We start from the raw sequence: 23,526 nt of genomic DNA on the forward strand, positions 1-23,526 counted from the left end.
TTTTTGTCCCTTTTTTTGGGAAATCAACACGCTTACACAAATATCAACTCCGGCTTATGAATAGTTGGCTTTCAGGGGAAATGTTGCAGGAATGTCAGCAATTCTCTCCCATAGCCGCTTTGGGGAGCAGGATTAATGCATTTCTAGCAACATTTCGGAGTTATGCTCGCAATATTGTAGGGATTGTTGCAATTCGGGCAGGATTATACCTCATTCCTTCCTTGCCGGGCAGCCTTCTCCCCCCAACCACCACAAAGAACCGGCCCGCCCTCTTTCCAGGCGAAGCCGGTCCTAAACTCCAGTCAATCCGTGCTATGCTACACAGCTCTTATGGATTACCTTTACCGCACACTAATCCGTACCTGCCAGAATCCGCAGCCCCCCGCCCACGGCAGCATCCGCTACCTGAACGATGATCGCGCCGTTCTTTCCGTTCCGGGCCCAGCCCAATTCTCCCTCATTCAGCTGCTCCAGGCTGATCTCCGATAGTCCGTCCACCGCAGCTGCGGTGAAGAACGGATAGCAGAGTGCGAACCTCAGCGTCTCACGGCGCGGCTTATAGTCATGCACCGCATATGCCCACTTCAGCACCAGTGCCCCTTCCTCGCCTTCAGCCTGTACGGTAAGCTCCGTATACTGCCCCTTGCGGTAGCTGAAGCTGTGGCCATCATCCTCATACAGCTTGAAGGACGAAGAGAAGCCCGCAGCCGCTTCCGCCCCGTAGAGGTGGAAGATGATCGTCTCCTCCGTGTCCTCCAGCGCATACTGTCTCAGCGGGCCTTCGGCCACGAAGCTGCCGGCCTTCACATACATCGGCATGATGTGCAGCGGTGCAGCCGCAAGAATGTGACGCCCGCCCTCATGGACCTCCCCGTCCCAATAATCCAGCCAGCAGCCTTCGGGCAGATAGACGGAGCGGTGATCCGTATCCGGGCGGTAGACCGGGGCAATCAGCACATTTTCACCCAGCAGGAACTGGTCGCACAGGTTAGAGACATGCGGATCACGCGGATATTCGAGCACCAGCGGACGGATGACAGGCAGACCGCTCATTTCCGCTTCATGAAAAAGATTATACAAATGCGGCATCCAGCGGTACCTCAGCCCGATAAATTCACGCAGAATCCCTTCCACCTCTTCCCCGAAGGACCACGGCTCCTGGCGCAGCGTCCCGATGGAGGAGTGATTCCGGCAGTAGGGGAAAAACACGCCCATCTGCGTCCACCGCACCAGCAGCTGCGCCGACGTATGATGAGCGAACCCGCCGATATCCGGCCCCGAGAAGGCCAGCCCGGACAGCCCCATGTTCAGCACCATCGGCATCGCCATCGCCATATGCTCCCAGAAGCTGCGGTTATCACCTGTCCATACGGCCGCATAGCGCTGGATGCCCGCATACCCGGCACGGGTCAGCACAAAGGGACGCTCGCCCCCCATATGCTCGGCCAGTCCCTCATAGGTCGCTTTGGACATCATCATCCCGTACAGATTATGGTATTCCTCATGCGTCACCGGCCGCCCGTTGTTGAAATGCATCACATCAAGATCCATTGTCTTGGTCTCATTGAAGACCGCAGGCTCGTTCATATCGTTCCAGATGCCCTGAATGCCAAGCTCTGTGTAGTATTTGTGCAGATCTCCCCACCACTCGGCGGTCCGGCTGTCGCTGAAATCAGGAAAGGCACTGATCCCCGGCCACACCTCACCGAAGAAAATATCGCCCTCCAGGCGGCGGCAGAAATGCTTCTCCAGCACCCCTTGCTTATACACCTCGTATTTGGGGTCTTTTTTGACGCCGGGATCGACAATCGGGACAATGCGCACACCCAGCTCCGCAAGCTCCGAGATCATCGTCTGCGGATCAGGGAAGTTGACAGGGTCGAAGGTGAATACGCGGTACTCGTCCATATAGTGGATATCCAGATAGATCACATCGCATGGGATGTTCTTCTCACGGAAGGTCTTGGCCAGCTGCAGCACCTCCTGCTGATTCATGTAACTGTAGCGGGACTGGTGATAACCGAGCGCCCACTTGGGCGGAAGTGCGATCCGGCCGGTGAGCGTGGTGTATCTTCGGACGACATCCTTCATCTCGGGCCCATTAATGAAATAGATATCGTACGCTCCCGTAGAGCAGCCAATGGTAAAAGCAATGCCGTGCGAGCGCATGTCGAAATCACTCCGGCCCGTATTATCCAGAAACAGCCCGTAGGAGAGGTCACCGTGCATGTGGATAATGAGCGGGATCGACTCATAGAGCGCTTCGATCTCCGGCAGATGCGGGGCGAACACATCGGTATTCCAGTTCGTATAACGCTCCCCGCGTTTGTCCAGGAAGCTCGATTTCTCACCCAGTCCGTAGAAATGCGAGTCCGGCTGCATATCATATTCCGCATGGCTTGCGCCGCGCGGGTTCCAGCTCGCCAGATTCTGCTGCATGATCACCTTCCCGGATGTATTCTCCACACGGAGCAGAAACGAGGCCTTCTCAATAATCAGCCGGATAGCGCCTGTAGAGAAAATGAGCTGCTCCTCCGTCTCCTCTACCGGAAACAGATGCGGAATACAGCACTCCTTCAGCACAGCCTCCGAGGTGGTCAGGTCCGGTACCTTGCTATGGAAGACCTTCATCCGGAACATATCATCGCTCAGGAAGATAAAAGCCATCCCGGCGCATTCCCCCTGAACGATGTAGATATTCTCGGAGCGTTCCCAGGACACCACGCTGCCCGGCGTGTTCCAGGTCTCCTTCATCACCATCGGCCCCATCTTCTCGGGGCGTATCGCCTCACTGCTCTCCATGAATCTTCTCTCCCTTCGCTGCTTGCTGATCTACTTCTTGACTACATATTACCCCGGGCCTAAGGAATACTATCCGCGATTCTTATGACCAATTGGTCATTTTTTTTGCCGGATTAGTCTTAATTACCGCCACAGCGGGTATATTCTATATAGGCCAAGGCCAAAACGTAGTTATCAAACAAGTTAGGGAGTGGTCATATGACTAGAACTAATCCTTATAAGTGGGGGAATCTGCTGCTCTTCCTCGGCGTCATTGCCGTCAATACCCTTTCAGTCGTCCTGCCGCTTGGCGGGAACAGCACCGCCGAAATCTCGGACAGGTATCATACGTACCTCACACCGGCCGGATATGCTTTTTCCATCTGGTCCCTGATCTATCTGCTGCTGGCCGGATTCATCATTTATCAGTTCCGCAGCGATACCGGGGGCAGGGATTCCGTCCAGCGGATCGGAATTTGGTTCATGCTCAGCTGTCTCTTCAATATGGGCTGGCTGCTCCTCTGGCATTACCTGTACATTGAGCTGTCGCTGGTGGCGATGGTGCTTCTGCTGCTCTCACTGATCGTCATTTACCGCAAAACCCGCTTCATCGCAGACCCCACGACTGGCGAGAAATGGCTCGTGAAGCTGCCGTTCAGCCTCTACCTCGGCTGGATCTCGGTAGCCACCATTGTCAATGTCAGCGTTGTGCTGGTGAAGAATGACTGGGACGGCTTCGGACTCAGCGCCCCGTTCTGGGCAGTCATCATGCTCTGTGTGGGTACCTTGCTGGCTGTACTGGTAAGCTACCCGTACCGGGACAGCATCTATCCGCTCGTCTTCGTCTGGGCCTATATCGCCATTGCTATGGAGCATAAGGACACGAATGAGGTGTATTTCACCGGCCTGATTGCAGCAGGACTTCTCTTGCTCTACAGTATTTGGCTGCTGCTGACTCCGCGCCGTTCCCGCAGCAGATACTAGATACGCTTATATATGCACACAAAAATTCCCCGCACGCCTGCTTCACGTGCGGGGAATTCCCTGTACCCTGCCTTGACCGGATGTATCCGGCATGGCTTATTTCTTGCGTGCTACCGCTTCGATCTCGACCAGCGCGTCCTTCGGCAGACGGGCTACCTCAACGGCACTGCGGGCGGGGTAAGGCTCGGTGAAGAAGGTGCTGTACACCTCGTTAACCGCCGCGAAATCATTCATATCCTTCAGATACACGGTTGTCTTCACCACCTGATCCATTGATGCTCCGGCCTCTTCCAGGATGGCCTTCACATTGTTAAGCGACTGGCGTGCCTGCTCCTGCACACTGCCCGGCAGTTCCGCTGTCTGCGGGTCCATTCCGAGTTGGCCTGAAGTGTAGACCCAGTTGCCGGCAACAATGGCCTGGCTGTAAGGGCCAATCGCTCCTGGAGCTTTCTTTGTAGCTACTTGTTTTTTGGTCATAGTGAACGCCTCCTGCATGCTGTACGCGGCCTGTAGACCGCTATGTACATTCTAATCGTATGCTCATTGTACGTCCTGGAGTCTGCAGTTGGCAAACCTTACTGCCCGTCTAATGCTTGCCGATCACATGAATAACCTCATTGGTGTAGATATGAACGCCGCCTGTATCGGCCAGGGCAATATTCATCATCGCCCGCGCTACCGTGGCGGCCGGTATGGCCCGGAACTTCGCGGCCTTAAAGGCCATGGCGAAATCCAGCGCCTTCATCAGCACAGCCGCAGCACGTTCCCCCAGCCTGAATTCTGCCCGGTCACCGAGCAGCAGCGAAGGCCGGAACAGATGCAGGCCGTGGAATCCGGCAGCAATCAAGCCCTCCTCCGTCCGCCCCTTGATCCGGCTATAGAAGGTGCGCGATTTGGCGCTGGCTCCCATAGAGGACACGGCCAGGAACTGCTTCACGTTATGCTCTTTGGCCAGGGCCGCAGCTGCAAGCGGATACTCCAGGTCCACCCGTTCGAACTGCTCCTGCGAGCCCGCCTGCTTAATCGTCGTTCCCAGGCAGCAGAATACTGCATATACACCGGCGAATTGCTCACTGTATTGCTCAAGCCGGTCCCAATCCACTTGAATCTGTCTCAGCTTGGGATGCTCAAGCGCAAGCGGACGGCGGACCAGCACACGGACCTCGTCCCAATTCCCGCCCAGCAGGTCCCGGGTCAGCGCACTGCCGACCAGACCTGTAGCTCCCAGTACCAGTGCAATTCTTGTCACCGAAATAGCCTCCTTATATTCCTCCTTATTCATCCCTCAGAATACGGCGGCCCAGCAGCAGTGCCAGCAGAATCATCAGCACGCCTACCACTAACTGCATGCCGTAGATCTGCATCCACTGGGGCCATTCCTTAATCCATTCATAGATACGGCCGCCCAGCAGCGGGCCGAAGAAGGCCGCCAGACCGGTAAGCGCTGCATACATCGCCATATACATCGGCCGTTCCCGCTTCGGCGTATCACCAATAATGAAGTTGAAGGCAAGCTGGTTGAAGCCGCCCACACCCACGCCGAACACAATATGGGCCGCAAATAATACCGGAAGCATCGGCAGCACAGACAAGAGTCCCCAGATCAGGGAAGAGACCGCGATAATCGGCAGCGTCCAGAGCAGCAGCTTCTTGTTGCTGTGCCTGGCGTTCAGATTGCCCCATACATAGAAGCTGGCCATCATGAAGACCGTCTGCGCGACATTCAGCAGGGACAGCTTCTCATAATTGATATTCAGCAGCTGCAGCATGACATAGGAATACAGCGGCACGGTCAGGTTCTGCAGCAGCAGCCAAGCAGACAGGAACAGCGTGGATTTCATGAACAGCTTGTCCTGAAGCGGCTTCCTGAGCATCGGCAGGAAGGCCTTCTCTTCCGATTTCTCAAACGGCACATCCGGGTAGAAGAAGAACACCACAATATTCGAGATCGAGAAAATCCACACTACAATATACAGGATAAGGAATCCGTGTCCGCCCGGATAACGGTCAAGAATAATACCGCCTCCGTACATCACCATGCTTCCCAGCGCATTAAGGAACGTATTGCGAATACCGAAGTACCGGCCACGGACCCTTGCAGGCACAAGGTCACTGATGACCGAATTCCAGAGCACACCGCCGGCAGTGTTGGCAATGAAGGCAATGGTATACAGTACGATGAAGGCAGTAACCCAGTGCTCTTGCGGAAAAATAAACGGAACCAGGCCCGTAGATCCCCACAACAGCCGGTGTAAGCCAATAAAAGTCACGAGCGCCCACTTGCGGCTCGGCAGCTTCTGAATCAGGAAAGCCACACCGATCTGTGCGACATTCACCAGCGTAGTAAGCGCGAGGACAAATCCGATCTGACTGGAGCTGGCACCCAGGTATAACAAAAATCCTGTAAGAAATTGGCCTTGCAGCAGCACCTGGAATATGGTGGATGGTATCCCCTCAAAGGTAGCGATCTGCAGATTCTTGCGGTGTACGGAGGCCTTGCGCAAATCCTTGGAACGGTTCCGCAGCGGCCGGCTTCTCATGATGTTCATGGGGTGTTGACTCTCCTTTGATGCGGCTTTTGCTTCATTCTACTCAGCACCAGATTCCTGTCAATACACCGAAATCACAAATAAAGTTGGAGCTGCGGGGATTATACGGACGCGCCTGAATGCAGTGGTAAATGTAAGGAGAATATACTGCCCTGGCCTTCGCGGCTATGCAGGGTAATGAAGCCGCCCAGGAGCCTGGCCAGATCATTGCTGATAGACAGGCCCAGCCCCGTACCGCCATACTTGCGGCTGACATTGATATCCGCCTGTTCAAAGGCCTCGAAGATCAGATCATGCTTCTCCGGGGGAATGCCGATTCCGGTATCCTGCACCTCAAAGGCAATCCACTTCTGTGCAGCAGCCCCCTCCTGACGTTCCACTACACGGATATTCAGAGTGACCCCGCCAGTCATCGTGAATTTGAACGCATTCGAGAGCAGATTGCGCAGAATCTGCTGCACCCGCTGGGGGTCCGTGTAGATTACCGCAGGCACCCCTTCGTCCAGAAAGACACTGAAGGTGAGCTGCTTCTGTCTGGCTAAGACACCGAACTGCTGGACGAGCAGATCAGGGACCTCGCTGGTATTTAAATCCTCTATAATAATATCCAGCTTCCCTGCCTCCACCTTGGACAGATCGAGAATATCATTGATGAGCGACAGGAGATCCTCCCCGGAGCGGTGAATGATCCCGCCATATTCAGCAAGCTCCTCCGCACTCAGGGACTCATCGCCTTCTTCAATCATCTGGGACAGGTTGATAATGCTGTTCAGCGGGGTTCTTAGTTCATGGGACATGTTCGCCAGGAACTCCGATTTGAACTGTGAGGCGAGCATGAGCTGCTTGGCTCTTTCCTCGAGCACAATTTTATTCTTATGCAGCTCCTCCGTCTGCTCGGACAACAGCTTATTCGCTCTAATGATCTGTCCTGTACGCATCAGGTCCAGATGGAAATCGCGGATAATCAGCGCGAACAACGCACTGAGGACAAGGCCTGCGGGAAAGGTAACCGGCAGAATCTTCGTTATGTAATCATGTGTGGGAATAACCCCAAATACGGCAATATTCAGCACATTCACTACATTGACTACCAGAATAGCAGCAATCCCCTTGTACATCATAGAGGTGGACGAACGCTTCATCCATACGCTTAGAGCGGCACAGACAAAGCCCAGGATAGTCAGATTCAGCACGCCTACCAGCGCTGCCTCGTTCACTCCAAAGGTCAGGCGCGTAAGCCCGGTTGCGATTCCGATAATAATCAGGACCAGGGGCTGGGGGTAAGCCAGTGTTGAGATGATCAGCGGTACATACCGCAGGTCAAAAATGACATGCTCATGCAGTCTGTAGCCGAAAAAGGTGCTGATCCACCCTGCGAAGACCGCGAGCAGCACCCAGCTTACTCTTTTTACAGGCTCGGATGCGTGGGTTACAGTGTACTTGTATATTAGATTCGCCAGATACGACAGAGTGATTAGTAAAGCTGTATTCACAAAAAAGATTTTGACATATTCCATGGCTTCACTCCTGCAGCGAAAATAAGTTCACAATAATATTTATAGTATCATACTGGAGGAATGAAAAACATGAAGCGTGAGGGCTATTGCATATGTATATGTATGAGAGGGATGGCTTCGGAATGTCCGGGGGACAGCAAAAAAGCGCAAATCAGATACGATTTGCGCTCTTCCCTTGCCCTGCTTATCGTTAACTGCTGATTAGCTGCGGTGGGAGGACTCCCATTTATGGTACTCCGCTTCGGCTTCATCCTTGGAATGGCCGTAACGCTCCTGCAGCTTGCCTACCAGCTTGTCTTTTTCACCATCGATGATATCCAGATCGTCATCTGTCAGCTTGCCCCATTGCTTCTTGGCTTCACCTTTAATCTGCAGCCATTTACCTTTAATCACATTGTTATCCACTACAAGCTCATCTCCTTAGTTGTCTATTTAATGTCTGGCGAAAGCTTATAATTGCTTGTGAACTATTACCCCCATGACTTTTGGCTGAATCTCCTGGCTGTACAGGGGCTGCACCTGCAATTGCATGAAACCATGCAGAATAACTCAACTTTTGTCACATAATAGTCTTTTTAAAAAGCTATTCAACTATCTTAAAATTTGATATACTTCAGAAGTAAATTTATTTATGATTTAAGTGATTATTTTCACATGTTAGTTCCATAGCTTGTGCTAAAATGCCATCGAACAAGAAACGATATGATTAAATTTTTTCTTATTACTTGCCGATATATGTCGTATGCCTGCTACAAAAAGGGACTTAAGACCGAGATGAAAGTGACATTTATCATTTATAAAGTGATTTTTATCACTTCCAGCGCTATTAAAATGTTTTACATTTTAATATATATATTTTAAACTATTTTCTTGGAGGTCATATCAAAATGAAAAAAGCTTCTGTAATCTTGTCGAGCGCTCTGGTATTGGGTACTTTACTCGCAGGTTGTGGCAACAGCAACAAAGCAGAGAACGCTGCTGCAACAACAGCACCTGTGGCAACTGCTACTGCTGCAACTGAAGCAACTACTGCACCTGCAGCCGAAACAGGCAAGTACCAGGACGGAACCTACTACGGTACAGTGGATGCCGATCCAGAGACTGGCTGGCAGACCTTTACACAACTGACTGTAGAAGGCGGCAAAATCACCAAAGCTGACTGGAATGCTTTCAATGTTAAAAAAGCGGGCGATCTGAAGAAAAAAGTATCTGAAGACGGCAACTACGGCCTGGTAAAAATCGGCGGAGCGAAGTCCGAATGGCATGAACAGGCTGCTCTTGCTGAAGCCTACCTGATTGAAAAACAAGATCCTGCTGCTCTCACTGTAAATGCTGAAGGCAAAACAGATGCAATCTCCGGTGTATCCGTACACGTTAGTGATTTCGTTGGCGCGGCTCAGGCTGCACTTGCTGCCGGCCCTGCACAAGCAGGCCCATACAAAGATGGCGGATATACTGCTGAAGGCGAAATGGATGCTAAATCCGGCTGGAAGTCCACAGTAGCTCTCTCTGTTGCTAACGGCAACGTTGTAGCTGTTAATTTCAGCGGCGTGAATGCTGCAGGCGACGATAAGAAACAATATTCTGTAGATGGCAAATACGGCATGAAAGCCGGCGGCGCTGCTGCTGAATGGCATGAAGAAATCGCCCTTGCCGAGAAATACTTCCTTGAGAACAAAGGCGTAGCTCCTACCCTGGATGCTGAAGGTAAAACAGATGCAATCTCCGGCGTATCCATCCACGTTGGTGAATATTTCACACTTGCACAAAAAGCACTGGAAGGCGCGAAATAATTATTCGCCACCCTTTTGCAGCTAATCAGATGAATGAGGTGAGTTTCTCTTGAAGAAAATAGTCATTTTGGGCGGCGGCTACGGCGGCGTACTCACGGCTAAGAAACTGGCAAAGAAATTTAAGAACGACAAAGATGTAGAAATCAAACTGATCGACCGAAATCCATACCACACTCTTTTGACTGAGCTGCATGAGGTTTCTGCGAATCGCGCACCTGAGGATTCGATCAAAATTGACTTGAAGAAAATTTTTGCCGGCCTGAAGGTAGATGTTGTTCTGGATGAAATCAGCAACATTGATTTCAAGAACAAGAAGCTGAAGTCCGACAAAGCCACCTATGCTTATGATTATCTGGTCATCGGCACAGGAAGCAAGCCAACCTTCTTCGGAATCCCCGGAGCAGAAGAGAACACTTTCTCCTTCTGGTCCTACGATGATGCAGTTGCCCTGAAGCGTCAGATCCGCGACATGTACACCAAGGCTGCGAAGGAAAAGAACCCGGCTACACGCCGCGCTATGCTGACCTTCGTAATTATCGGTGCCGGCTTCACCGGCGTTGAGCTTGTAGGTGAAATGGCCGAGCAGCGCGACGAGCTCTGCAGAGAATTCTTCATCGATCCTTCCGAAGTGAGACTGATCGTGGCTGACATGGCTCCGAAGATTCTGCCTATCCTGCCGGATAAGCTGATCCAGAAAGCCGAAGCCCGTCTGCGCAAGCTGAAGGTAGAAATCGTCACCGGCGCCAAAATCACCGAAGTAGGCGCAGGCTCTGTTGCCCTTGGTGAGAAGAACATCGTGGATGCACAGACAATCGTCTGGACAGCCGGTGTTGAAGGCTCCGAAATCGTCGGCAACCTTGACGTTCAGCAGCAAGGCCGCAAACGTATTGTCACCAATGAACACCTTGAAAGTGTTGACCATAAGAATGTGTATGTTGTAGGGGATAACATCTTCTTCATCCCTGAAGGCGAAGAACGTCCAGTTCCGCAAATGGTTGAGAATGCTGAACAAGCGGCTCCGGTTATCGCAGGCAATATCACTGCCGATATCAAGGGTACGCCTAAAAAAGCATACAAACCAGGCTTCCACGGCACTATGGTTTCAATCGGCAGCCGCTACGGTGTAGCGAACGTCGGTCTTCCGGGCAAGTTCTTCATGCTGACCGGCTTCATGGCTATGTTGTCCAAACATTTCATCAATATGTTCTATCTGTCACAGGTTGTAGGCTTCAACAAGGTCTGGACTTACATGATGCACGAGTTCTTCCATGTTGAGAACCGCAAGAGCTTCGTCGGCGGTTACTTCTCCAAGCGCTCGCCGAACTTCTGGCTCGTTCCGCTCCGTATGCTCCTTGGAGGAATGTGGTTATATGAAGGTATAGAGAAAATCCGCAAAATCTGGGTTGATCCGAATAAGATTTTCCTGATTCCTGCGGCTCCTTATGCAGATGCAACATCGGCAGCAAGTCAGGCTGTGGATGCAGTCAAAACTACCGTAGATGCCCAATCTGCCGCTTCCGCAGTATCCACTGCCAAAGAAGCTGTATCGGCTCTTCCGGTTCCAGGCTTCATTTATGATATCTCTAACTGGTTCATGGATCTCATGTTCTATAACCCGGATGGTTCTTACACCTTCCTCGCCAAATGGTTCCAAATCGGTATGGTCTGTGCCGAGATCGTCTTCGGTGTAATGCTGATCGTCGGTCTGTTCACAGCGATCTCTGCTATAGCCACGATAGGTATGGCGGTTATGATCTGGACCACCAAGATGGCAGCAACAGAAATGCTCTGGTATGTTGGGGCAGCGATTGCCTGCATCGGCGGTTCCGGTACCGTGTTCAGCCTGGATTACTATGTTCTTCCTTGGCTCAAGAAGCAGTGGAAGAGGATTCCTCTCGTCCGGCGCTGGTATCTGTATACCGACTGATGAACCGGGTAATCAGTTAAGAACTACATTCATTTATAACAGCGGCGCATGCACAGGCTGCGCTGCTGCAAGCTGAATAGGATATTCTTAAGAGTAATGTGTCCCTAGGACACATTACTCTCCTTGTTTAACGAGGTGAAAGTACATTTATATGCGCGTTTTCAACAAAATGGTTTTGTAGGGATAATCAGGATTCGGTTCCATCCGGCAAAACCGACATGAAGGAGAGAAGCTTGTGAACCAAAAAATCATAGAAGATACGTTCCGGTTGCTTCAGGCTGAAATGTCTAAGATCGCCGAAATTCAGTTGTCTCTCTCTCCGGCAGAATGCGAGCAAATGCTCTCGGTACTGGAACGCCATGATCTGGAGTATGACCGCAAAACCCATTTGCTAGGCATTTATACCATTCTTACCGTAGCAGCACAGCGCCATATGGAATGTGTCCCACATCATCCTGACCTGACCCGTAACATTTTGGATGGAGATTACCTGTACAGCTTCTATCTGCAGTTTGCAGTGAAATACCGGGAGCTGGATCTGGTGGCCTATATGGCCCCTTCCATCAAAAAAATGCAGATCGAACGTTCAAATGGAGAGTTCACGGAACACAATCCTGCCAGGGACCTGGGTGAATTCCTCATTCAGGAGCGCAGACAACGAAGCCGTACCAGTAAAGCCATTTGACAGGTGGGAACATGAACGATGAAGCTGCATGAAGCCTTGAATATTGATCTGAATGAAATTAACCGTGAAATTAAGAATCTGGTGACCCATGATAAGGATGTTCCCAAAAAGTCGCAGCTGGCGCAGAGCATTCTCGAATTAACAGGCTCCGGCGGTAAACGCCTCCGCCCGCTGATGGTTATTGTCGGCAGCCGGTTTGGCCTGAGACCTGCCGGACGCCGAACTCTGCAATTATCCGCTGCGGCTGAATTTATCCATGTGGCCTCACTGATTCATGACGATATTATTGATAACGCCGAGCTGCGGCGGGGCGTGCCTGCGCTTCATATCAAGACCGGCATTCTATCCGCTGTTCATATCGGTAATTATATGTCAGCCCGTATCATTGAACTGCTCAGCAAGTACACCGGGGATAAGGATCGTTATGTTCACGATCTGTCCTCTGTCGCCACAGCCCAGTTATGTCTTGGTGAATATCAGCAATTGGAGCATGCCTTCGACTATGATCTTACGCTGGAGCAATATCTGGAGAAATCCCGTAACAAAACCGCGCTGCTAATGGCCACCTGCCTGCGGGTAGGCGCACTGTCGGCGGAGAGCAGCGCAGAGACAGCCCAGCTCCTCTATGATTTCGGCGAAGCGCTGGGGATGTCGTTCCAGATCCAGGATGATATTCTGGACTTCACGCAATCGGCGGATGTACTCGGCAAGCCGGCCGGCAGCGATCTCCGCCACGGCCAGGTTACCCTTCCGGTGCTCTTCGCCTTAGAGGATGCCGAGCTTGCCCATGTCATCCGCAGAATAGGCCCTGGCTCTTCTCCTGCGGACATCGAGCAAGTCCTGGAGCTGGTAAGGGGCAGTGATGCCCTGACCCGCTCAGAGGCCGTCAGCCAGGATTATCTGGCCCAGGCTGCTGCGATTGTGGAGCAGCTCTCCAGCTTCCCGGCCCATGCCGACCTGAGGACCCTGCTGCAATACTTCGTCGGGCGTGACCGCTGAGCTCGCCTAACCCGCCAGCGCTTTATATGTAATTATTCGCCAATTAGAGCCTGATTAAAGGCTCTTTTTTGTTGCCTTGGCGGGTTCAAGGGATGGAACATTGGAATCTAATGCTGATAATTGTACTTTGTACAATAGATTCCACCAATTCTTAAGCTCACATGCGTTCTGTTGTATTTCGTACATTTGATTTCAGAAAAAGTGCCCATTTCACATCCATTGAGCAAATTCTGCTGTACAAAGTGCAACAGATGCGATTTTAAGACTAATTTCACCGGATTCTATTGTACGGAGTGCAATTGCAATGCCAATCTTACTACCGTTTTGCTTAACCAACGAACGCAGCGCAGCGAACGTGAGTGGTGTTTAGCGTGGGGGTTCGGGGTTCGGGGTTCGGGGTTCGGGGTTCGGGGTTTGGGGTTTGGGGTTTGGGGTTTAGGGTTGTTTGCCGCCCAAAATGAAGAAAAGCGCGAAGCCTAAGCTTATCGCGCTTTTTGCCACCCACCCCCTGGGTAGGCCTGTTGTCTTTTTGAAGTTAATCTTGCCTGGGGAGAGGTTAGGACGGAATGGAGAGGAATTTTGGAACTGGAGGAGCGGCAGCGTTCGCCTTTAATTTCGGATTCCTACCGCGTTCAGCGGCTTCAATCAAGGAATCCGAAATTAACAGCGACCGTAAGTCCAAAAATCCGCGCAATGCAGCTTCCCAACCTCCAGCACGCGCCCCACTCCGATGCGCCGCCCCACCTAATTAACGTAAAAATAATCAATCAGCGTACACAGCAATATCACCATACTGATCACCTGATTCAAATTATAAGAAGCAACCTTCATCAGCTTGCGGTTAGCAGGCTTAATGATCTTGTGCTCTGTCATAAGCAGCACCGTAGCGATGCCGATGCCCACCAGATACATCCAGCCGAGATCGCGCCAGAGGTACAGGAACAGCAGCAGCATAACCATAATGAAATGCAGCCCTTTGGAGATCCGCAGTGCATTCTCCAGGCCGAAGAAGCTCGGGATGGACCATAAGCCGTTCTTGCGGTCGAACTCAATGTCCTGAGTCCCGTAGATGATATCAAACCCGGCAATCCAGAGCATCACCACGGTTCCGATCACGAATGGCGTGAACGCGATATTCCCGGTAACCGCAAACCAGGCGCCAATCGGGGCCGAAGCAATCACGAAGCCCAGATACAGATGGCTCAGGAAGGTGAACCGCTTCGTATAAGAGTAGGATGAGATCAGTACAATGGCTACCGGGGACAGCACCAGACAGAGCAGGTTCAGCATCCCGGAGGCCACAATGAACAGGGCATAATTGATGATAATGAACAGAATGACTTCCTTCTCTGCGAGCAGACGCTGCGGCAGATGCCGGTGGGCGGTTCGCGGATTGTTGCCGTCGAAGGTGCGGTCTACCAGGCGATTGAACGCATTCGCCCCGTTGCGTGCCCCGATCAGCGCGATTAGTCCCCATAACATCATATGGCCGGAAGGCCAGCCTCCCGCCGCCCATACCATCGAGATGATGGCAAAAGGCAGTGAGAACAGCGTATGCGAGAACATCACCAGCTCGCTGAACATTTTCATTTTAAGCGCCGTATGTTTAAAAGCATTAATGATAACCATATTGTTAGGCCTCTTTCTCAGTGGATCGCTTGCAGTACTTCATGGAGTGCAGCCAGCAGGGCATCAATATTCCCGGAAGTCACAACAAGCGGCGGCTGGAAGGCGAGGACGTTGCGGCCTATGCCGTTTTTGCCGATCAGGTATCCGCGGTCCTTCAGCTCTTCCAGCACATAGTCTGTCACAGCAGCGGCATCCTCAGTCTCCGAACCGGCCAGCTCGGCCCCCAGCATAAGTCCGCTGCCCCGTACATCGGTAATCACCGCAGGGTAACGCTCCTGGAGAGCAAGCAAGCCTTGCTTCAACTGGCCGCCCAGTTCAGCCGCACGTTCTGCCAGCCGCTCATCACGGATGTAGTCCAGCACCGCCAGCGCCGTAGCCGCAGAGACCGGATTCCCCCCGAACGTCGAGGCGGAAGGCTTGTTCAGCGATGCCGCTATCTCATCCGTCGTGGAAAAGGCAGCGATCGGCACTCCGTTCCCCAGCGCCTTAGCCATGCTGATAATGTCCGGCACGACGCCGAAATGCTCCATCGCAAACATAGCTCCGCTCCGGCCGTAGCCGGTCTGGATTTCGTCGTCAATCAGCAGTACACCGTACTGCTCAAGCAGCGCCTTCACCTCACGGAAATAGGACAGCGCAGGCATGACGATCCCGCCGTTCCCTTGAATCGGCTCCACGATCATGGCGGCAATGGTGTCTCCTTGGGCAGCGAGTACCTCCTTCAGATTCTGGATGGACTGCGCCGCCGCTTCCTCCAGCGTCAATTCCGGATGATACGGGCGCTTAATGAACGTCACATCCTCATCCAGGTAGGCATCGGTTCTCCACATTTGCAGCCCGGTCACACTCATGGTGAGGTTGGTCCGGCCATGCAGGCCAGCTTCCAGGGCAATAAAGCCTTTGCGGCCGGTATGCATCCGCGCCAGCAGCAGCGCCCCTTCATTCGCCTCCGAGCCGCTGTTGACGAAGAATGTCCGGCGCAGCGCGCCCGGCAGCACTTCTTCCAGGCGTTCCGCCAAATCTACATTCGGCTGGGTCAGGTAGATGGGCGAAGTATGCTGCAATTGCTGAAGCTGTGTTATCGTACGGGAAGTAATAGCCGGATTACAGTGGCCGCAGGCAACCACTGAGACTCCCGCGAAGAAGTCGGTGTATTCCTTGCCATTCTCATCGTAGACATACTGCATGCTTCCGCGTACCAATTGCGGGGCATCCCGGTAAAAATGTGCGGTGCACGGGTAGAAATACTGCTTTCTTTTGGCAGCTACCGCTTCTCTTCCAATGAAGTTACTCTGTTCGATTTCCATGAAGCTTCCCTCACTTTCAACTGCTGATGATTCAAGATGATAGTTTGTGAAAAAAGGTACTTATAATCGCGCCATATACCCTTATTATACTCGCCGCAGCGTTATTTTAAAATTTAATTATTAGCATTAGTTAAACTGCAGTGAACCGAGGGTGTACCCCGCATAGACCGGCTTCAGCCCGCCCAGCAGATCATCCTCAGGCTTCGTTCCATCTATCGCAGCCTGATAAGCAGCAATAATGGTGCGCAGCTCCTTGATACTATAGGTCGCGCCTTCTATCCGGAAGCTGGCAATCCCCAGGCCGTTCATTTCACCCAGCATCGGGAGATAACACAGCTCCTTGGCGAACAGCAGATGGCAGCGGCCATATTGGTCACGGTAGACCGGATTCTCGCCCTTGTCGGTCTTAAGCACTAGCACATCATTGCGGACATACTGGTTGTCTTCCTCACCGATCGGCTCCATCACCTCTGTATTCTCGAACAGATCATGCTCCATATACATCAGCGCAGGCGTTCCGTGCACCACAACCTCCAGCGGCAAGTCGCTGCGTGAGGTGAAGGAGGCGAAATGCTCCAGCGTCATCTCCGGCGAAACGGTCAGCTTAGTAAGGCCCAGTCCCGCATACAGCCCGGCAGACAGATGGTTGTAGACATTCAGATTAGCATCACCCATCATCGGGTAACCGGTGCCACGGTAACGGCGGATCGCCCCCAGGTTCGTAATGATCAGTCCGTCAATCGGCAGCCGTTCCCCGTTCAGCAGATGATCGTACTGGTCGAAATGCAGCTCGTTCATCATCCGCGGCAGGCCTAGGTATAACTTGGTATGACCTTTTACCGCACCAAGCTCCTTAATATCCTGCTTCGTAAAAGGACGGTCCGGCTCAAACACATCGCCCGGCAGGTAGAGGCTGTCTACTCCCATCTCCAGTACGAGACGCGCCTGCTCCTTATTATTCACACGCACTGCCAGCTCAGGCTTGTTAAGGGTATTGCGTCTGTCTTCAGCCATTCGCCCGCGCAGCTCCTTCACCCGCTCGGCAGACAGCTCACGCTCCGCAGTCGGCGTACTGAATACTTTGCCGGTGCTGTAGAACTTGCCCGTTCCCTCATAACGGCGGTTGATATTCGACAGTCCCGGTTTGCCAAAAGCATATGCCGTGGAGAAATCACGCTTGCGGTTGTTATACAGCGCCTTGGAATCCTTGGTCCGGTCGAAGCCCAGCGGATCATCGATATAGCGGTCAATCGCATCGCCATAGCTGTTGGACAGCATCACCATGAAGTCTTGGTCGCGCATACGGCCTTCGATTTTGAAGGAAGTAATACCGGATTCAATCAGCTCCGGAAGATGCTCATACATGAACATATCCTTCACTGCCAGCGGATATTCCGCAGGGAAGACGTAGCCGTCACGCTTAATCCGGTAATCCCAGCGGCAAGGCTTCATGCATTTGCCCCGGTTGCTGCTCATCCCGAACACCTGGGAGCTGAAATAACAGTTCGCCCCGTGGACAGAGCACATATCGCCATGGATGAAATATTCCAGCTCCATGCCGCTTCTTGCGCCCAGCAGCTTCGCGGTCTGCAGATCCATCTCCCGCGAGGTAACCACCCGGCTGACGCCCAGCTCCTTCAGTGCGTAGATCATCTCCAGATTATGCACATTCATCATGACAGACGCGTGAACCGGCAGATTCAGCCCCATCTCGCGGATCAATTCCAGCACCGCCATATCCTGCACGATCAGCGCGTCCGGGCGGGCCGTGTCCAGGAAGCGCAGGTACGCTCTGGCCTCCTCCACATCCTCTTCGCTGAACAGATTATTGACCGTGATATATACTTTTTTGTCCATACTATGGGCGATATTCAGAGCTTCGATAATCTCTTCATGACTTAAGTTGTAGCCCTTGCGCATCATTCTCATGTTCAGCACCGGACCGCCGAAATACACCGCATCACACTTCGATTCAATGACCGCCTTGAAGATCTCGAAGGTTCCCGCAGGCGCCAGTAACTCTACTTCTTTACCATTAAAATAACGTGCCATTCCCGTATCCCCCTAAATGTCTTACAATAATGCAACTGCAACTCCCAGTACAACGAACATAGCAACAAAAAGCGTATCCGCCGTGCCCCACCTGAGCCGGTGATACCGGCTGCGCGGCGCATCCATGCGGAAGCCCCGGGCTTCCATGGAATAGATCAGGTCCTGGGCGCGCCGGAACGCACTGGCGATAACCGGGACCAGCAGCGAGACAAGCATCCGCGCCTTCTCCTTCAGCGGCAGTTCCTTCAGATCGGCTCCGCGCGAGGCCTGCGCCTTCAGAATAATCTGCGCCTCATCCAGAATCGTCGGAATGAAGCGCAGCGCGAGGCTGATCATCAGCGTAATCCGGTCGGGTGACAGCCTGAGCTTCTTAAGCGGGGCAAGCACTCCCTCCAGCCCCTGGTTCAGCTTGGCCGGTGTCGTTGTGAAGGTCAGCAGCGCGGTGAAGGTCAGCAGGAATAACATGCGGATGACAGAAAATGCCCCCATCCGCAGGCCGCCCGCATGCAGCGAGAACGAACCCAGTGACCACAGCACCTCCCCTTCCTTCACGGACAGAGCCTGTACGATGAAGATGAACAACATCAGATAACGCAAAGGCTTCGCAGCCTTGATGAAATATTTCAGTGGAATGCGGGTCGTCGCCATCACCACGATGGAGAAGACCGCGACCAGCCCGATTGATATCCACGAAGTAGACAGCAGGATGATGGCTACATAGAGCAGCATCCCGGTGATTTTGGACCGGGCATCCAGCTTATGGACCCAGGAGCCCGTATCAATGCTGCGTCCCAGCAGCAGCCGCTCATTCATGGCCATTCCCCATTTCTTCCGTTCCGGCTGTGTGCCGACGCTCTTCGAGCAAGGCCGCAAGCCGCCCCGCGAGGCCCTCTGCCGTAAGGAGCGGCTTCTCGCCGCTAAGGCCGAAGCGCTCGGCGGCAGCCTGCCAGTAACGCAGAGACTGCGGAACCCGCAGTCCGCAGCGCTCCAGAATCGCCGGATCGGCGGCCAGCTCTGGTCCGCTGCCCTGGAAGGCGAGTTCCCCATCCTTAAGCAGGACCCAGTTGTCGGCATAAGGCAGCAGTTCATCCATCCGGTGCGTTACGATGATGATCGTCCGGCCCTGCTCGCGGCACAGCCGCTCCAGGAGCGCGATCAGCTCGGCGCGGCTTACCGGGTCCAGGGTGGCTGTCGGCTCATCCAGCACCACAATGTCCGGGTCCATCGCCAGCACGGAGGCGATGGCTGCCTTGCGCATCTGTCCTCCGCTGAGCCGGAAGGGATTGCGCTCCAGCAGCGCCAGATCCAGCCCCATGTCCGTCATCGACTTGCGTGCCCGCTCCTTGGCCTCCTCCAGGCTGACTCCGAAGTTCAGCGGCCCGAAGCAGAGATCCTTCTCCACTGTATCTTCGAACATCTGCTGCTCCGGGAATTGAAAGACGAGGCCTACCCTCCGCCGCAGCGGAAGCAGCCTCGGTGATTTCTCCCCTGCAGTTATCGTTACATCCAGCACCTGTACCGTGCCTTCTGTCGGCTTAAGAATGCCGTTGAACAGCTGGAGCAGTGTAGATTTGCCGGAGCCGGTGGCTCCGGCAATTCCGGTCAGCGAACCCTCGGCAATCTCCAGATTAATCCCGTGCAGCGCCGTCTGCTTCCACATACTGCGGTCAGCATAAGTGTAGCTTACTTGCTGTAGTTGTATAGCCATAGTGTATCTATAAGCTCCTTTTCGCTGGCGGGTACATCCACCTTAATTCCCCGGCTCTCCAGTTCACGGGCAAGCTGCCAAGTATAAGGCTCCCGCAAATGACACTTCTCCAGCAGCTCTGCATCACGGAACAGCTCCGCAGGTGATACATCCGCCGCGATGCTTCCCCCGTGCAGCGCAAGCACCCGGTCCGAAGCCAGAATCTCATCGGCATCATGGGTAATCAGTACAATGGTGTAACTGCCCTCGGCCTGCATATCCCGCAGAATCCCCATCAGCTCATCGCGGCTGCCTTCGTCCAACATAGAAGAGGCCTCGTCGAAGATGACGATGCCTGGCTTCATGGCGAGAATCGAGGCGATGGCCACCCGCTGCTTCTGCCCGCCCGACAGCTCTCCGGGATGCTTGGACAGCAGATGGCCTATCCCGAGCTTCCCGGTATAGAATTCAAGCCGCTGCTTCATCTCTTCGTACGATAAGCACAGACCCTCCAGGCCGAAGAGAATATCCTCTTCCACCGTCTGCCCGATGAACTGGTTATCGGGGTTCTGAAAGACCATTCCGATGCATTGCCGGATGGACTGGACCGTCTCTTCCTGCAGCGTATGCCCGCAGACTGAGATATGACCGGCGCTCTTCGGAAGCAGCGCATTCAGCAGCTTGACCAGGGTCGATTTGCCGCAGCCGTTAGGCCCGACAATGCTCACCCATTGGCCCTGCGGGACCGTTACGTTGATATCATGAAGAATCGGATGCTCCGGGTCATAGCCGAAGGATACGCCCTCAAGGGCAATCACCGCTGGCTTTTCACCGGCTGTTCTATCGTTGTACGCTTGATTCATGTTACTCATCCTTCCGCAGCTAGTGACCCGGTCCGTTCAGGAACTCTTCAAACAAGGATATTTTGGATAGCGAGTCAACCACATACCGGACGGCGAAGCCGACAGCAATGCCCGTAATAATACCGGTAATCAGCAGAACCGGCAGGTAATAGAAAATACTCGTTGAATTGAATACGAACGAGGCTGCCAGCAGCTGTCCCGTATTATGAGCCAAGCCGCCCGCAATGCTGATGCCGATAACACTGAACTTTCTGCGGCCGAGCTTCACCAGCGCAAACATCACAATGAAGCTGAACAGGGAGCCGAACAGACTGAACAGCAGGCTGGACAGTGTGCCGAGCAGGAAGGCGGTCAGCAGTGTCTTAAGGATTACCAGAACCAGAACATCGCGTCCGCGCAAAAAGTAAATACAGGTCAAAATCATAATATTGGCGAAGCCGAGCTTCGCCCCGGGCATCAGCCCCACTCCGGCCAGCGGGATCTGTGCCTCCACAATACTCAGCACCACAGCAACGGCAGCGAATATAGCAATAATTACCGTCCGCTTCAGCGCTGTAGCCGATTCACTACTGGACATAGCCATCTACTTCATCCTCCCCGGCCGCACTTGCAATCTCAACCAATACCCGGTGCGGAAGGCAGACAATGGTCTGCTTGGGCAGCGTGATGAATCCGAAGCCGAGGCATACCTTATCGGGACAATCCGCATCAAACATCTCGACCCCGTAATCATGCACCTTCAGAATGTTATAGCCCCGTTCGGTGCGGACCTCAATAGTCTGCTCTTCTTTGGTAAGGGTTATCGTTTTGAATAACTTACCATCTACCGTTATATTGGCCTTGAGTTCTTTGCCTGGCCCACCTTTATCAGCATCGTTAGACAACCATCTTGGCACGAGAAAAGCGAGCGCAGCAATCAGAACGATAGAAATCAGCAGCACATCTGCGCGTTTCATAGAAATCTCCCTTATTTTTTAATTAAAATCCAGACTTAATAATTATAACGGTCCGCCTTCAATCCTTCAATGAATGTAGTCGTTAATTGTCGCATTTCATGGGCAGTTCACAAAATAGGCACGCAAAGCCGAAGCGGAACCCCCATAAACTGGATAGTATCCGCTTCGGCAAGGAATATAAGGATAATGTCTTCAACTAGTGTATTATCCGGCCTGAACAGGCTGAGTACCCTTACGGGCTTCCGGCTTCCGGCCGAAGTACCCCAGGAACAATCCGGCGAATTCAGGGTCCCACTGGCTGCCCCTGCCCTGCTCCAGAATGCCCAGCGCCCGTTCATGGTCCATCCCTTTACGGTAAGGCCGGTCCGACGTCATCGCATCATAAGCATCCGCTACCGCGATAATCCGGCCGTGCAGCGGGATCTCCCTGCCGGCAAGACCATCAGGGTAGCCCCGGCCGTCATAACGCTCATGATGCGAGCGGACGCCGCCCAGATAGGGTGCCATTTTGTCCGCCGGTTCAATCTGCCGCAGAATATTCTCTCCCAGCACAGTATGACTCTGAATCTGGAGGAATTCCTCATCCGTTAAGGCTTCTTCCTTGAATAGGATACTGTCTCTTACCCCGATCTTACCAATATCATGCAGCAGTGCTGACTTGCGCAGATCATCCAGCTCCTGCCCCCTCAGTCCGGCCAGCTGTCCGATAATCACCGAATACTCCGCTACACGGAGCGAGTGTCCTGCCGTATAGGAATCGCGGGCGTCCAGCGCCACGGCAAGGGTGGAGAAGTAGCTGTCCAGCAGCTGGCGGCTCTGCTGCTCCCGCGCCTGCAGCCCCCGGACCATCATGTTAAAGCCTGCCACCAGCTTCGAGAACTCATCGGAGTACTCATCCTGCACCTGGACCAGATTCCCGTCCTTCACCTGGTTCATCGCCTGATACAGCTCATGGATCGGATGCTGCACACTGTTCGTCAGCAGCCAGGCCGCAATGGAGGAGAACAGCGTGCCGATCAGCAGCACCATCCCCGCCCAGGCCCAATAGCTCTGAAGTCCGACGACGACTATCGAGTCCCCCTCACCGTTCATACGGATATGCGTGGCCATAATAAACAGGAACAGCGGAAAGGTACCGATCAGCATACAGCTCACCAGGAATTTGGGGCGTATCGGCACGAACACATGACCCTCCAGAGAAAAATCCACACCGTACTGCTCCAGCGCACGGTTCCTGAATTCCTTGATCAGCGGAATAATGGAGGTGCAGGTCAGGAAGAATTCAATGAGGGAATGCATACAAGCCACAAGCACTGCGCAGCACATCGCCAGAATCAGATAGAAGTACGGAAACGTGACCCAGCCAGAATGGATCATCCACACCGACAGCAGCAGAGCCGGAACGGATAATCCGAGCAGATGCGGCCCCATAATCCGCTGTATAGCCCGTTTGGGCAGCAGGTGCGTGTGCAGATATGCTTCTTCCAGCATCGATAGCGCAGCATTCTCCTGAACGAGCGCAGCCCGTATGGGCCTGATCTGTCTGAGAAAGACAGTAATCTCTATAGACGCCATTATTACAAAAGAACAAACAAGCACCAGTAAGAGGCGGTAATATTCAACCCGGCTGATCTCCAGAGAAGATAGCATAAGCAAACTCCCGACCGCGAGTACCGCTACAGCTGAGCCGAAAATATAGTTCCGGACCTGTTGCTTCAAAAAAATTCTGTATAGTTCCATCTGTCCCCTCATTCCTGTCCTGGCCTCAGCCCAATATACTCTTGCGTATTTATAATC

General features: G+C 53.1%; 20 protein-coding genes. 5 read left to right on the forward strand and 15 right to left on the reverse strand.

Translation table 11 applies throughout. The features are described from left to right. Positions 1–351 precede the first annotated feature (351 nt). The gene (locus tag NSS64_RS26090; RefSeq protein WP_341142039.1) at positions 352–2,802 is read right to left on the reverse strand and encodes a glycoside hydrolase family 31 protein; all 2,451 of its coding nucleotides are present in this window, start codon (positions 2,800–2,802) and stop codon (positions 352–354) included. A gap of 198 nt (positions 2,803–3,000) precedes the next feature. Here NSS64_RS26090 and NSS64_RS26095 point away from each other — a divergent pair, with 198 nt between their 5' ends. Further along, positions 3,001–3,765 carry a tryptophan-rich sensory protein gene (locus tag NSS64_RS26095; RefSeq protein WP_341142040.1) on the forward strand — a complete coding sequence of 255 codons (765 nt, stop codon included), beginning with the start codon at positions 3,001–3,003 and terminating at the stop codon, positions 3,763–3,765. A gap of 96 nt (positions 3,766–3,861) precedes the next feature. Here NSS64_RS26095 and NSS64_RS26100 read toward each other — a convergent pair whose 3' ends face one another. The 5 genes from NSS64_RS26100 to NSS64_RS26120 all read right to left on the reverse strand — a co-directional run bounded on the left by NSS64_RS26100 (position 3,862) and on the right by NSS64_RS26120 (position 8,236). Then, positions 3,862–4,242, reverse strand: coding sequence for a RidA family protein (locus NSS64_RS26100; protein WP_339221932.1), 381 nt, complete (start codon positions 4,240–4,242; stop codon positions 3,862–3,864). A gap of 109 nt (positions 4,243–4,351) precedes the next feature. Continuing rightward, positions 4,352–5,014 carry an oxidoreductase gene (locus NSS64_RS26105; protein WP_341142041.1) on the reverse strand — a complete coding sequence of 221 codons (663 nt, stop codon included), beginning with the start codon at positions 5,012–5,014 and terminating at the stop codon, positions 4,352–4,354. A gap of 25 nt (positions 5,015–5,039) precedes the next feature. Beyond that, on the reverse strand, positions 5,040–6,314 hold the full coding sequence (locus NSS64_RS26110) for an MFS transporter (RefSeq protein ID WP_341142042.1): 1,275 nt from the start codon (positions 6,312–6,314) through the stop codon (positions 5,040–5,042). Positions 6,315–6,415: 101 nt separating this feature from the next. Further along, positions 6,416–7,831: an ATP-binding protein gene (locus NSS64_RS26115; protein ID WP_341142043.1), complete on the reverse strand. Its 1,416-nt coding sequence runs from the start codon at positions 7,829–7,831 to the stop codon at positions 6,416–6,418. Positions 7,832–8,032: 201 nt separating this feature from the next. Then, positions 8,033–8,236 (reverse strand): CsbD family protein, encoded by a 204-nt coding sequence (locus NSS64_RS26120; protein WP_036695255.1) that lies wholly within the window; start codon positions 8,234–8,236, stop codon positions 8,033–8,035. 482 nt (positions 8,237–8,718) lie between these two features. Between NSS64_RS26120 and NSS64_RS26125 the strand changes: the two genes are divergently transcribed. The 4 genes from NSS64_RS26125 (at position 8,719) to NSS64_RS26140 (ending at position 13,235) form a co-directional block, all read left to right on the forward strand. Continuing rightward, entirely contained in the window at positions 8,719–9,624 is a 906-nt protein-coding gene (locus tag NSS64_RS26125) for a hypothetical protein (protein ID WP_036722123.1), read from the forward strand. 49 nt (positions 9,625–9,673) lie between these two features. Next, positions 9,674–11,551 (forward strand): FAD-dependent oxidoreductase, encoded by a 1,878-nt coding sequence (locus tag NSS64_RS26130; protein WP_036722120.1) that lies wholly within the window; start codon positions 9,674–9,676, stop codon positions 11,549–11,551. A 235-nt stretch (positions 11,552–11,786) separates the two neighbouring features. Continuing rightward, positions 11,787–12,236, forward strand: a complete 450-nt coding sequence (locus NSS64_RS26135; protein WP_341142044.1) for a hypothetical protein — start codon at positions 11,787–11,789, stop codon at positions 12,234–12,236. A gap of 18 nt (positions 12,237–12,254) precedes the next feature. Beyond that, entirely contained in the window at positions 12,255–13,235 is a 981-nt protein-coding gene (locus NSS64_RS26140; RefSeq protein WP_341142045.1) for a polyprenyl synthetase family protein, read from the forward strand. Positions 13,236–13,979: 744 nt separating this feature from the next. Here the strand turns inward: NSS64_RS26140 and NSS64_RS26145 are convergent. The 9 genes from NSS64_RS26145 to NSS64_RS26185 form a co-directional block, all read right to left on the reverse strand. Continuing rightward, entirely contained in the window at positions 13,980–14,864 is an 885-nt protein-coding gene (locus NSS64_RS26145) for a UbiA-like polyprenyltransferase (protein WP_340990868.1), read from the reverse strand. Positions 14,865–14,881: 17 nt separating this feature from the next. Beyond that, a complete protein-coding gene (locus NSS64_RS26150) occupies positions 14,882–16,171 on the reverse strand; it encodes an aspartate aminotransferase family protein (RefSeq protein WP_341142046.1) in 1,290 nt (429 codons plus the stop codon). Between the two features lie 126 nt (positions 16,172–16,297). Then, positions 16,298–18,223 carry a peptidase U32 family protein gene (locus tag NSS64_RS26155; RefSeq protein WP_341142047.1) on the reverse strand — a complete coding sequence of 642 codons (1,926 nt, stop codon included), beginning with the start codon at positions 18,221–18,223 and terminating at the stop codon, positions 16,298–16,300. 21 nt (positions 18,224–18,244) lie between these two features. Continuing rightward, positions 18,245–19,042 (reverse strand): energy-coupling factor transporter transmembrane component T family protein, encoded by a 798-nt coding sequence (locus NSS64_RS26160; protein ID WP_340945019.1) that lies wholly within the window; start codon positions 19,040–19,042, stop codon positions 18,245–18,247. Beyond that, a complete protein-coding gene (locus tag NSS64_RS26165) occupies positions 19,029–19,931 on the reverse strand; it encodes an energy-coupling factor transporter ATPase (RefSeq protein ID WP_341142048.1) in 903 nt (300 codons plus the stop codon). The genes NSS64_RS26160 and NSS64_RS26165 overlap by 14 nt, the downstream gene beginning before the upstream one ends. After that, entirely contained in the window at positions 19,907–20,773 is an 867-nt protein-coding gene (locus NSS64_RS26170; RefSeq protein WP_340945023.1) for an ATP-binding cassette domain-containing protein, read from the reverse strand. The genes NSS64_RS26165 and NSS64_RS26170 overlap by 25 nt, the downstream gene beginning before the upstream one ends. Before the next feature lie 19 nt (positions 20,774–20,792). Beyond that, positions 20,793–21,356, reverse strand: a complete 564-nt coding sequence (locus tag NSS64_RS26175; RefSeq protein WP_036700635.1) for a Gx transporter family protein — start codon at positions 21,354–21,356, stop codon at positions 20,793–20,795. Further along, a complete protein-coding gene (locus NSS64_RS26180) occupies positions 21,340–21,729 on the reverse strand; it encodes a NusG domain II-containing protein (protein ID WP_036700638.1) in 390 nt (129 codons plus the stop codon). Before NSS64_RS26180 ends, NSS64_RS26175 begins: the two co-directional genes overlap by 17 nt. A gap of 204 nt (positions 21,730–21,933) precedes the next feature. Further along, complete coding sequence (locus tag NSS64_RS26185; protein ID WP_341142049.1) at positions 21,934–23,379, reverse strand: HD-GYP domain-containing protein; 1,446 nt, start codon at positions 23,377–23,379, stop codon at positions 21,934–21,936. Positions 23,380–23,526 lie beyond the last annotated feature (147 nt).

This window comes from Paenibacillus sp. FSL H8-0122, from assembly GCF_038005345.1.
In the GTDB taxonomy this organism is placed as follows: domain Bacteria; phylum Bacillota; class Bacilli; order Paenibacillales; family Paenibacillaceae; genus Paenibacillus_AQ.

What these genes read in the sequence shown, in the direction of transcription:
- NSS64_RS26090 (WP_341142039.1), bottom strand. Translation starts at nt 2,802, where the DNA reads ATGGAGAGCAGTGAGGCGATACGCCCCGAGAAGATGGGGCCGATGGTG.
- NSS64_RS26095 (WP_341142040.1), top strand. Translation starts at nt 3,001, where the DNA reads ATGACTAGAACTAATCCTTATAAGTGGGGGAATCTGCTGCTCTTCCTC.
- NSS64_RS26100 (WP_339221932.1), bottom strand. Translation starts at nt 4,242, where the DNA reads ATGACCAAAAAACAAGTAGCTACAAAGAAAGCTCCAGGAGCGATTGGC.
- NSS64_RS26110 (WP_341142042.1), bottom strand. Translation starts at nt 6,314, where the DNA reads ATGAACATCATGAGAAGCCGGCCGCTGCGGAACCGTTCCAAGGATTTG.
- NSS64_RS26115 (WP_341142043.1), bottom strand. Translation starts at nt 7,831, where the DNA reads ATGGAATATGTCAAAATCTTTTTTGTGAATACAGCTTTACTAATCACT.
- NSS64_RS26125 (WP_036722123.1), top strand. Translation starts at nt 8,719, where the DNA reads ATGAAAAAAGCTTCTGTAATCTTGTCGAGCGCTCTGGTATTGGGTACT.
- NSS64_RS26140 (WP_341142045.1), top strand. Translation starts at nt 12,255, where the DNA reads ATGAAGCTGCATGAAGCCTTGAATATTGATCTGAATGAAATTAACCGT.
- NSS64_RS26145 (WP_340990868.1), bottom strand. Translation starts at nt 14,864, where the DNA reads ATGGTTATCATTAATGCTTTTAAACATACGGCGCTTAAAATGAAAATG.
- NSS64_RS26150 (WP_341142046.1), bottom strand. Translation starts at nt 16,171, where the DNA reads ATGGAAATCGAACAGAGTAACTTCATTGGAAGAGAAGCGGTAGCTGCC.
- NSS64_RS26155 (WP_341142047.1), bottom strand. Translation starts at nt 18,223, where the DNA reads ATGGCACGTTATTTTAATGGTAAAGAAGTAGAGTTACTGGCGCCTGCG.
- NSS64_RS26160 (WP_340945019.1), bottom strand. Translation starts at nt 19,042, where the DNA reads ATGGCCATGAATGAGCGGCTGCTGCTGGGACGCAGCATTGATACGGGC.
- NSS64_RS26165 (WP_341142048.1), bottom strand. Translation starts at nt 19,931, where the DNA reads ATGGCTATACAACTACAGCAAGTAAGCTACACTTATGCTGACCGCAGT.
- NSS64_RS26170 (WP_340945023.1), bottom strand. Translation starts at nt 20,773, where the DNA reads ATGAATCAAGCGTACAACGATAGAACAGCCGGTGAAAAGCCAGCGGTG.
- NSS64_RS26175 (WP_036700635.1), bottom strand. Translation starts at nt 21,356, where the DNA reads ATGGCTATGTCCAGTAGTGAATCGGCTACAGCGCTGAAGCGGACGGTA.
- NSS64_RS26180 (WP_036700638.1), bottom strand. Translation starts at nt 21,729, where the DNA reads ATGAAACGCGCAGATGTGCTGCTGATTTCTATCGTTCTGATTGCTGCG.
- NSS64_RS26185 (WP_341142049.1), bottom strand. Translation starts at nt 23,379, where the DNA reads ATGCTATCTTCTCTGGAGATCAGCCGGGTTGAATATTACCGCCTCTTA.